A 9,112-nucleotide genomic window follows, 5' to 3' on the forward strand; every position below is an offset into this window, starting at 1 on the left:
ACGTCCAGTTGAAGGACTTCATTAGGCGATGTCTGCATAGACGATCAGCTTAGGGCTGGCGCCTTCGACTACCTGGGCGCGCTGTTGCATCGTCCTCTGTCTTCTGCTCTGCCATAGAACGACCTCACGATCACCTCTCAAACACTCACTCAGAAACACCACCCCCCGACGTGGCGGCGGCGTCCAGGTGAGAGCCGTTGACTCCGGCACCCGCGCCGAGGCATCGGGGTTGCAGTCGGGCGACACCATCATCGAGGTAGCCGGAACTTCCATCGCCACCCTCGGCGATCTGGACGATGCGCTGGACGGTAAACGCGCCGGCGCCACCTACTCCGTGACCGTCACGCGTGGCGGCAACACCCTCACCCTTCAACTCACCCTGGACAGCTGACCGCCGAAGCCATCCGATCTGCCCTGAGGTCATCGTTGGTGTGATCCGTAGACCGAAGTGGCCTCTCCCCGGGAGAGGAAGAAGCCCTCCGGTCGAGTGGCTGGAGGGCTTCTCAGACGAGAACGCGAGTGAAGGCCGCGAACATCGCGGGTCAGTCGAACTCACCGCTCTTCACGCCGTCCACGAAGGGGTCCCATTCTTCGGAGGCGAAGCCCAGAACCGGGCCACTGCGGCCTTCGCTGTCGCGTACGGCTCGGCGTCCACCGGATAGTGCCGCGATCTCGACGCAGTTGCTTCCGTCGCCGCCGGACATGTTGGTCGCTGCGATGGCCAGGCGGCCTTCGCCGCGATCACCGGCTGCGCCCACGGTGCCATTGAACCGGAAACGCGATCTGGCTTCCTCGAAGTAGCCGCGCACGCTCGCGCATTGATCAGCGGCTGACTGCCTTCTCCCTCTGTCCCGGCGGGAACTGCCGGAGTTCAAATCAGTGGAAATGCCGAGCGCGGCGATCATTGCTCTGCGTACCCGAGTAGTTACTTTGTGCATACGTCTCATCGATGCGGGACATCCGATGTGCTCAACCCACCGGAAGAAGGACATGCACAGAATCCGCCTAATCGGCCCCTCCATCATGCTCACCTCGGCATGGACGATCGCCGCCTGCGCCCTCACCGCCGCAGCGGCGGTGACCGCCAATCCCACCGCCGGCGCGGTCCAGAGGGCTCATTCATTTCCAGTACAGCCCCCACCCTCATCCCCCTCTCCGACTCCATCCCCAAGCGAGGAGGAGCCCTGTCCCCACGGGGAGCCGAAGCCGTGCGGAGCCTCGGACAAGGAAAAGGACAAAGTCGAGTCCGACCGGCAGGCCGCCGAGCAGGAAAAGGAAACGGCCAAGAACGATATCGCCGCGTTCAAGGACAAGGCCACCGCGTGCGATCCGAAGTCGAAGGAGTGCATGGAGGCGGTCATCGGCAATGGCGCCGAGCAGCGTGCGGGCATGGCCGCCGTCCAGCGGGAGCTGGACGGCGCCCGGACCCAGTCTGTGGGCGATGCACAGTTGGCCACAGACGGGACGTGCGGGGATTTCGCCGCGGAGCTGTCCTCCCTGTTTGGAGGCTCTGTCCCTCCCCAAATGACCGATACCTGCGAGCGGATGAACTGATGATCATCATGAACTCCCGTACCCGCCGGATGTCGCTGCTTGCGGCCGTCGCCCTGGTCGCGCTCGTGCCACAGGCCGCGTTCCCCGACACTCAGCCCAAGGTGCCCGTGGCGCAGGCCTTCGACGGCGACAAGCCGTTGCCTTCGGTGAAGGGGGTGATCGAGCGTTGCGACGCGCAACCCGGCGACTGCCGATTCGAGATCGACAAGGCCGCGTTCATCCAGTTCCGCAGCGTCGTCAGGTCTCTCGGCAACGCGGTCATCAACTGCACCGGGAGCCCGATAAGGGTAATGCGCGAGGTCACTCTGACAACTGGCAGCACTGACAATCTCGGAGGCGAGATCACTGGAAAGATCTCGGTGGAGGGCCAGGTCAACGTCTCCGGCGAGGTCACCGCCGGAGTGAGCGGCGAAGCCAACGCAGAATTCAAAACGCCGAACATGCAGCAGGGCCCCTCTGCCACGGCCGGGGTCAAGGGCGGTGCCAACGGCAGCGGCAAGTTGGCGGGCTCGCTCGGCGTCAAGGGCGCTTTCGAAGGCGCCTTCACCGGAAAATATCAGCACGAATGGAAGCGGGAACATTCGGAGAAAACCACGTTTGAGGTCAGCGTCGCCTCGGGTGACGCCCTCACCTTCGCGGCCAGCTCCGCCATGCAGCGGGTAGGCGGAAACCTCAATGTCGGCGGTGGGCTCGGAGTGCGCAACATCGTGGTCGACGGCCCTTCCACGATCAACACCAGTACCTTCACCGCCAGCACCTTCACCGTACCCGGCAGCACCTGCCAGCGGGTGCGCTCCACAGGTCAGAACGCCGTGGACGACACCCTCAACACCCTGCACCCAGCCCGGTTCGCCCGGCACCCCCGTTTTTTGACGGTTATTCCCGCACTGCCGCGGGGTGCACGACTGAAGGAGCGCATCGTGCTCACCCCCGAGCGTTCCTGACCGTCCCGCCAGAGCGACCCATCCCGTGGAGATCATTGTGAAGACACCGCACATCACCTTCCGAACCGGCGCGGTCCGGGCCACCGTCATCACCGGCGCCCTGTGCCTGGGCCTGTCCGCACTCACTCAGCCCTCGCACGCCGATGCGCCCGGCAACGAACCAGTCGTCATCAACGGCGACTTCGCCCTTCCCGCCATCACCGGCAGCTCCCCGAACTCGGCGGCGGTCCGGGGCTGGTCCGTGGGCTCGACCAGTGGATCGGGCACACCGGCCGGCGTTCAACGCTACTCGGCCACTGCCTCCGGGCACCCGGGCGGGAAGGTGGCCGTCATGCTCCGCTTGCCCGTAGCCACTCATTCTTTCAAGCAGCGGCTGCGCAATGTACGCAAAGGTGCCCAGGTCACCGTCACGTTCGATGACAGTCCCAGTGTTGCCGCCGTCTGTACTCCGACGGCCCTCGCCCAAGGCCAGCGTTACACCGTCGACGGATTCGGCGGCCAGGTCCTCCAGCAGACCACTGATCGCGACCCGAACAAGAGAGTCGGCGCCCCCGGTGCGGGTGCCTGGCGCATCGGGCAGACCTACACCTTCACCGCCGGTGAGCAGGATCCGCTGCTCACCTTCACCTCTCAGGTGCCCACCGCCGACAACGCCGGCGGAAGCTGCGGTCCCATGATCGCAAATGTGCGGGTGGTTCAGATCCCGCCATCGGTGGACAAGAGCATCCCGAAGAACGCTCTACCGCCCTCCGCGGCATTCCTGGGCAACGACCGCAAAACTGTGGAGGAGGCGGTGTCCTACTGCATCGGCGCATCGGACAGATGCGTCTTCACCGAGGAGACGTCTCACTCCTACACCTACTATGAGCCCCCGCAGATCAATGGCGAAACCCTCATCAACTGCACGCGCAACGCCCTTGACCACACTCGCCCGCTCACCGCCGCCAGCGGCTCCTACGGTACCCTGCCCGCCAGCGCCGGGCTGCCCGGCACAGGACCTGTTGCCAGCAACATGGAGCCGCAGCTCAACGCCGGGCTGAAGATCCCTCTCGTGTGGAAAGCCTCCGCCAACGGCAGTGTTAAGAGCATCATCCAAACCGCGGAGGTCGAGTGGGTCGAAACCCAGGGCGGACGCCGACGCACCGAGGGCCGGTTCACCTCCAACCCGACGACCCTCACCGACCCACATTCCGAATGGCGCCTGTACGCCGCCTTCGACTCTCCCTCCCCCGAGCTCTCCACCCGTTTCTACGAGCGCACCGGTCCGATGACCATCTCCGAGGAGCAGCGCTGTCAGTCTGACCGTCCCACTGCCTCCACCCCCGTCGGTGCCGGCACTCCCGCGGGCCCCAACTCTCCATAGAAGAGACCACTGGGGCCACCCGCTCGGCTGGTCATGGGGCGAACCGGCGGTGCTGCATGAGGGGCGGCCGGTCGGGTCGCCCCCCGCCTACTGCTCGACCGCAGCCGCGGTCACCGCTGTGGTCGCCAGGGTGCGCCGTACCTGCTCATGCGACACCCCGGCCGACCTACCGATCCGCCGCAGCCCCCACCCCTCCGCCGCCGAGGCCATCGCCACCGACGTCACCTCATCCAGCATCACACCCAGCTCGGCCAGCAGCCGCAACCGCAGCGCCGGAGCAAGGTCACCGATCTCGGCGCAGAACCGCTCAACATCGGCTCGCAGGAAGGCCACGCCATCAGAGTTCACGCCGCAAGGCTGACCTGCTCAAACCCAGAGTGTCAACGGATGTGACACTAATCCAGGCTCATCGTTCCGTTCCTACTGGACCCCCCTCTACTACCGGCCTGAGCGGGCGGTGGCCGCCGACGAGTCGGTGTCGTGGGTGGTGGTCGATGAGGACTTGGCCGCGGCGGCCCGGCGACGACCAGGCTCTGTGACAGCCGCCCGATCCGGACGCATCGAATAGGCGACACCTGATTACGCGAGGTCGCCAGTGGGATACCCGATGATCCCTGACAGAGGCCCTCCAAGAGGGCGCCCGGCCCGTCCCGGTTCAGGGTGTCGAAACCACGTCATCGCGGCGCGCCTGACAGCGCCGCGCGGAGTACGGTGTGCGCTGTGATCCGGGTGCTGCTGGCCGACGACGAGGCGATGATCCGCGCCGGGGTGCGGGCGATCCTGAGCGCGGCCCCAGACGTGGAGGTGGTCGCCGAGGCGGCGGACGGCCACCAGGCCGTCGAGCAGACCCGCGCGTACCGTCCGGATGTCATCCTGCTGGATATCCGCATGCCGGTCCTGGACGGGTTGAGCGCTGCGGCGGAGCTGCGGCGGGTGGTGCCGGAGACGGCGGTGGTGATGCTGACGACGTTTGGCGAGGACGAGTACGTGGCCGCCGCCCTGGAGGCGGGGGTGTCGGGGTTCCTGCTCAAGTCCGGCGACCCGTACGAGCTGATGGCAGCGGTGCGCGCGGCGCACGAGGGGGCGGCGTTCCTGTCGCCGCGGGTCGCCCGCCAGGTCATCGCCCAGCTTTCCGGTAAGCTGATGGCGCGCCAGCAGGCCGCCCGCGCGAAGGTCGCGGTGCTGACCCCGCGGGAGCGGGACGTGATGGCGCTGCTCGGTGCGGGGCTGAGCAATGCCGAGATCGGGCGCCGCCTCTTCCTGGTGGAGGGCACCGTCAAGGCGCACGTCTCGGCGCTGATGACGCGCCTAGGCGTACGCAATCGCGTGCAGGCCGCCGTCGTCGCGCACGAGGCGGGCATCGTCACTGAGGACGACTGAGCGGCGTCGAAGGGTCAGGCGTCGCGGCTACGCAGCACCCCGATGCCCGCGGCCACTACCGCGACCGCCCACGCGACCAGGACCAGGACGTACTCCCAATGGCCGCTCATCAGCTGCCAGCCGGCCTGTGCCGGGGTCCAGCCGGCGAACGTGTCCAGGAACGGCGCGTTGAGCCGCTCGGCGGCCAAGTGCAGCACCTCTGGCACGACCAGCAGCAGCAGGACCATGCAGGTGAGCGCACCGGCGGAGCGACGTACCAGGGCTCCGACGCCCAGGGACACGACCGCCAGCAGGCCGAGGTAGACCCCGGTGGCGGCCACCTGCTCGGCCGCGTCCCCGAGGACGCGGGGCAACTCGCCGTGGCGGGCCGCGGCCGTACCGACGCCCAGGGCGGTGGCGGCCGCGCCGAGCACCAGACCCGCGATGCCGGTGACGACGGCCTTGGCGACCATCACCCGGCCGCGGGACGGAGTGGCGGCGAACGTGACCGTGATGGACCGGGTGGCCAGCTCACTCGTGATCACCAGGAGGCCGAACGCGGCCACGATGTACTGTCCGAAATAGCTCACCGCCGTCAGCCCCACCGTCAGGGACCGCGCCGACGTCGGGCCGCCGCCGTCCAGGACGGCCATGAGGAGCAGAAGGGCTGGCAGGCCGCCGACGAACCACCAGGTGGAACGCACGGTGAACAACTTGATCAGCTCGGCGGCGACGGCGTCGCGCAGGCCGAGCGGCCGGCGATGGTCGCGCGCGGGGCGGCGTACGGGTGCGGCGGTCGCGGTCATTGGCCGATCTCCTTCGCGGCAGAGGGGAACTGGACCTCGTCGGCGGTCAACCGCATGTAGGTGTCCTCCAGCGAGGACCCGATGGCCTCGAGGCCGTGGATCTCGAGGCCGAGCGCGAAGGCTCTGGCCCCTACTTCCTGCGGCGGCGCACCGGGTACGAGGAGGGCGCCGTCGTCGTCGAGCCGGGCGCCCTCGAAAGCGTCGGCGAGAGGCTGCAGAGCGGGACCGCGCACGCGGCTGCCTGCCTCGGCGGCTGCGAGAAGGTCGGCCATGGACGCGTCGGCGATCAGGCGGCCGCGGCCCATCACGACCACGCGGTCGGCGGTCTGCTCCATCTCGCTCATCAGGTGCGAAGAGACGAACACGGTGCGGCCCTCGGCGGCCAGCGACTGCAGCAGGGTGCGGATCCATCGCACCCCGTCGGGATCCAGGCCGTTGACGGGTTCGTCGAGCATGAGGACCTGGGGGTCGCCGAGCAGCGCGGCCGCGATGCCCAGGCGCTGGCTCATGCCCAGGGAGTACGTGCCCGCCCGCCGGTCCGCGGCGGTTGTCATGCCGACCAACTCCAGGACCTTCGCCACCCGGGCGGCGGGGATGCGCTGGGAGCGGGCCAGCACGCGCAGGTGGTCGCGGCCGGTGCGGCCTGGATGCACGGCCTTGGCGTCCAGCAGGGCGCCGATCGTGCGCAGTGGGTGGCTCAGCCGGGCATACGGTTTGCCGTCGATCAGGGTGGTGCCGCTGGTGGGGGCGTCCAAGCCCAGGATCACGCGCATCGTGGTGGACTTGCCGGCGCCGTTCGGGCCGAGGAACCCGGTCACGTGGCCCGGCCGCAGCTCGAGGGTCAAGCCGTCCACGGCCGTCGTAGGGCCGTAGCGTTTGGTCAGTTCGATCAGGCAGATCATGCGTTGGACGCTATGGATCGGTCCTGCCCGTACGAATGAGTCCATCGGCAGGGGCCACCCCTGACTTTCGTCAGGGGTCCGCGAGGGGGCCTGCCCGTAGCGTGAAATCGTGAACGTTCTGACGTCGTCGCGTGGCCGCCAGGTCGGCATGGACCTGCTGCTGGGGGTCTTGGCCGTCGCGTCGCTGTGGCTGTCGGACGACCCGCTGCCCGAGCATGCCTGGACCGGCATGGCGACGCTGCGGGTGTCCGGTGCCGTGCTCTTGTGTGTCGCCGCGGCGACCTGGCGCAGGTGGCCGCTCCTGGCCGCCGCGCTCCCTCTGGTGCTGGGCACGGTCGTCGCCGGGGACGTCTACGTGTCGCAGCTCATGTCGGCCGTCATCCTGTTCGCCTTCCTGCTGGGGCGGCGCACCGCCGGCCGTTCCGCCGGGACGCAGGTCGCCGTACTGGTCGCGGTCGCCGCCATCGCGCTGGTTTTCGCGCCCGGGCACGAGACCGGCGGGGATTGGTTCTCCGCCGCCTCGACTCTGCTGCTCATGGTCGTGGTCCCGTGGGCGGTGGGCCAGTACCTGCGTCTGCAGGCCGACCTGGCCACCGCCGGGTTCGAGCTCGCCGCCCGCCTCGAGCGCGAGCACGTGCGGGCTACCAGGCGGGAACGGCTGCGCGAGCGGACCCGCATCGCCGCGGACATGCACGACTCCCTGGGCCATGAGCTCAGCCTCCTGGCCGTGCGTGCCGGCGCCGTGCAGGTCGCCGCCGGCACCGCCCCGGCGTTGCGGCAGGCGGCTGCCGAGCTGCGCGAGTCCGCCGCCACGGCCACCGACCGGCTGCGGCAGATCATCCGGGTGCTGCGTCAGCACGATGAGCGCGCCCTGGTCGACCCGCTCGGCGGTTCCGTGGCCGCACTGGTGGAGCGGGCCGCGGCCTCCGGCGTGGACGTGCGCCTGGAGGCCGACGACGAGGCGGAGGCCGGGCTGCCTGACCCGGCCGCCCGGGCCGCCATCCGCGTCGTGCAGGAGGGGCTGACCAACGCGACCAAGCACGCCCTCGGGTCTGGGGTCCGCGTGAGCTTGCGCCGTACCGGCGACGTGCTGGAGGTGACCGTCGCCAACGGGCGGGTGCACGGCCCGCGGCAGAGGCCGGCCGACCCGGCCGGATCCGGATACGGGCTGGTCGGCCTGGACGAACGCGTCCGCCTGGCCGGCGGCACGTTGCGCGCGGGTCCCGACGGCGACGGGTTCACGCTTACCGCCCGTCTGCCCGTGGACGCTCAGCAGGCCGCCTCGCCGTCGCCGGCCACTCCCCCGGAGCTGGCTCTGGCCGGGGCGCGTCAAACGCTGCGCCGCGGCCTGCTCACCACGTTCTGGGCGCCCATCGTCCTGGGCATCGTCCTCCTCGCCGTGTTCCTGCTCCGGGGCGGAACGTTGTAATGGCTGCTTTGCCTCGAGGGGATTTCATTGGTCTCCATCGTGCCGCTGCGAGGGAGGGCAGGCCCCCGGCCCACTGGCCCTCGCCCTGAATCAGGGTGTCGGTAAGACGGCCCGCAACTCCTATAGCTACGGCGAGGGGCAGAGTGGGGCGTGATCGGGGGTTGAGGAATATCGGAACGGTCACCCCGGCCGAGATCGACACCGACCTGCTGGCCGGGTCCTGGCGGCGCCTGGTGCTCGCCTCCTCACAGGGGTCCAGGTAGCAACAGCGGAAAATCCAACGGATATTGCTTCGCCAGCGTCGACGTGGAGCACTCCGGCGAGGTCAGCGGCATCTTCAGCCCAGCCCGCCGCACTCACCAACCGGCAGACCATCCATACGACGCCCTCACATCCGAGCAGGTCAGGGGTATATCCGTTGGATTTTCGGCGATTACTACCGGAACCCCATCAGGGCGCGGGCCGAGGGGGTCACGTCCGGTGACGTGGTGTACGGCGGCTGCATGCAGTAACCCCGCCTTACACGATCACGCGTCATCAGTCCGTAGCTACCGGCTGAGGTGCGGTGAGAGTTGACGACAACGCTGACGACAACGTCGGCCACCACAGGCACACGGCGGCAGCCGTACACCACCATCTGACCTCGCATCGATTGAGCCGAGCAGCGCGGTTGGTCCGGGCTCGAAAATCGGTGCGTTAGTGGGCAGGCGGCAGCGAACCCTGGCCGGTGATGTCGGGGCAGGGCTTGCGGGGTG

Annotated in this window: 10 protein-coding genes; 6 read left to right on the top strand and 4 right to left on the bottom strand. The window is 68.7% G+C overall.

The annotated features are described in order from the left end of the window. Positions 1-103: 103 nt before the first annotated feature. On the top strand, positions 104-391 hold the full coding sequence (locus ACSDR0_RS47935) for a PDZ domain-containing protein (RefSeq protein WP_435295673.1): 288 nt from the start codon (positions 104-106) through the stop codon (positions 389-391). Positions 392-542: 151 nt separating this feature from the next. Here ACSDR0_RS47935 and ACSDR0_RS47940 read toward each other — a convergent pair whose 3' ends face one another. Beyond that, positions 543-905 (bottom strand): DUF397 domain-containing protein, encoded by a 363-nt coding sequence (locus ACSDR0_RS47940; protein WP_435295664.1) that lies wholly within the window; start codon positions 903-905, stop codon positions 543-545. Positions 906-990: 85 nt separating this feature from the next. Between ACSDR0_RS47940 and ACSDR0_RS47945 the strand changes: the two genes are divergently transcribed. From ACSDR0_RS47945 to ACSDR0_RS47955, 3 genes are read left to right on the top strand one after another with little or no spacing between them, the layout of a single operon-like run. After that, positions 991-1,554 carry a hypothetical protein gene (locus ACSDR0_RS47945; RefSeq protein ID WP_435295665.1) on the top strand — a complete coding sequence of 188 codons (564 nt, stop codon included), beginning with the start codon at positions 991-993 and terminating at the stop codon, positions 1,552-1,554. Beyond that, entirely contained in the window at positions 1,554-2,498 is a 945-nt protein-coding gene (locus tag ACSDR0_RS47950; protein WP_435295666.1) for a hypothetical protein, read from the top strand. The genes ACSDR0_RS47945 and ACSDR0_RS47950 overlap by 1 nt, the downstream gene beginning before the upstream one ends. A 37-nt stretch (positions 2,499-2,535) precedes the next feature. Beyond that, positions 2,536-3,861 carry a hypothetical protein gene (locus ACSDR0_RS47955; protein ID WP_435295667.1) on the top strand — a complete coding sequence of 442 codons (1,326 nt, stop codon included), beginning with the start codon at positions 2,536-2,538 and terminating at the stop codon, positions 3,859-3,861. A gap of 87 nt (positions 3,862-3,948) precedes the next feature. Here ACSDR0_RS47955 and ACSDR0_RS47960 read toward each other — a convergent pair whose 3' ends face one another. Beyond that, positions 3,949-4,209, bottom strand: coding sequence for a hypothetical protein (locus ACSDR0_RS47960; protein WP_435295668.1), 261 nt, complete (start codon positions 4,207-4,209; stop codon positions 3,949-3,951). A 372-nt stretch (positions 4,210-4,581) separates the two neighbouring features. Here ACSDR0_RS47960 and ACSDR0_RS47965 point away from each other — a divergent pair, with 372 nt between their 5' ends. Beyond that, positions 4,582-5,241, top strand: a complete 660-nt coding sequence (locus ACSDR0_RS47965; RefSeq protein ID WP_435295669.1) for a response regulator — start codon at positions 4,582-4,584, stop codon at positions 5,239-5,241. 14 nt (positions 5,242-5,255) lie between these two features. On the opposite strand, the gene ACSDR0_RS47970 is transcribed toward ACSDR0_RS47965, so the two are convergent. Continuing rightward, positions 5,256-6,026: a hypothetical protein gene (locus tag ACSDR0_RS47970; protein ID WP_435295670.1), complete on the bottom strand. Its 771-nt coding sequence runs from the start codon at positions 6,024-6,026 to the stop codon at positions 5,256-5,258. Next, on the bottom strand, positions 6,023-6,928 hold the full coding sequence (locus tag ACSDR0_RS47975; RefSeq protein ID WP_435295671.1) for an ABC transporter ATP-binding protein: 906 nt from the start codon (positions 6,926-6,928) through the stop codon (positions 6,023-6,025). Before ACSDR0_RS47975 ends, ACSDR0_RS47970 begins: the two co-directional genes overlap by 4 nt. A 109-nt stretch (positions 6,929-7,037) precedes the next feature. Here ACSDR0_RS47975 and ACSDR0_RS47980 point away from each other — a divergent pair, with 109 nt between their 5' ends. Next, the gene (locus ACSDR0_RS47980; RefSeq protein ID WP_435295672.1) at positions 7,038-8,357 is read left to right on the top strand and encodes a sensor histidine kinase; all 1,320 of its coding nucleotides are present in this window, start codon (positions 7,038-7,040) and stop codon (positions 8,355-8,357) included. The last annotated feature ends 755 nt before the right edge of the window (positions 8,358-9,112 follow it).

The organism is Streptosporangium sp. G11 (assembly GCF_051192615.1).
Lineage (GTDB): Bacteria > Actinomycetota > Actinomycetes > Streptosporangiales > Streptosporangiaceae > Streptosporangium.

Bases quoted from the DNA above. Each gene is read 5' to 3' on its own strand.
- ACSDR0_RS47940 (WP_435295664.1), bottom strand. From the start codon at position 905: ATGATCGCCGCGCTCGGCATTTCCACTGATTTGAACTCCGGCAGTTCC.
- ACSDR0_RS47945 (WP_435295665.1), top strand. From the start codon at position 991: ATGCACAGAATCCGCCTAATCGGCCCCTCCATCATGCTCACCTCGGCA.
- ACSDR0_RS47950 (WP_435295666.1), top strand. From the start codon at position 1,554: ATGATCATCATGAACTCCCGTACCCGCCGGATGTCGCTGCTTGCGGCC.
- ACSDR0_RS47970 (WP_435295670.1), bottom strand. From the start codon at position 6,026: ATGACCGCGACCGCCGCACCCGTACGCCGCCCCGCGCGCGACCATCGC.
- ACSDR0_RS47975 (WP_435295671.1), bottom strand. From the start codon at position 6,928: ATGATCTGCCTGATCGAACTGACCAAACGCTACGGCCCTACGACGGCC.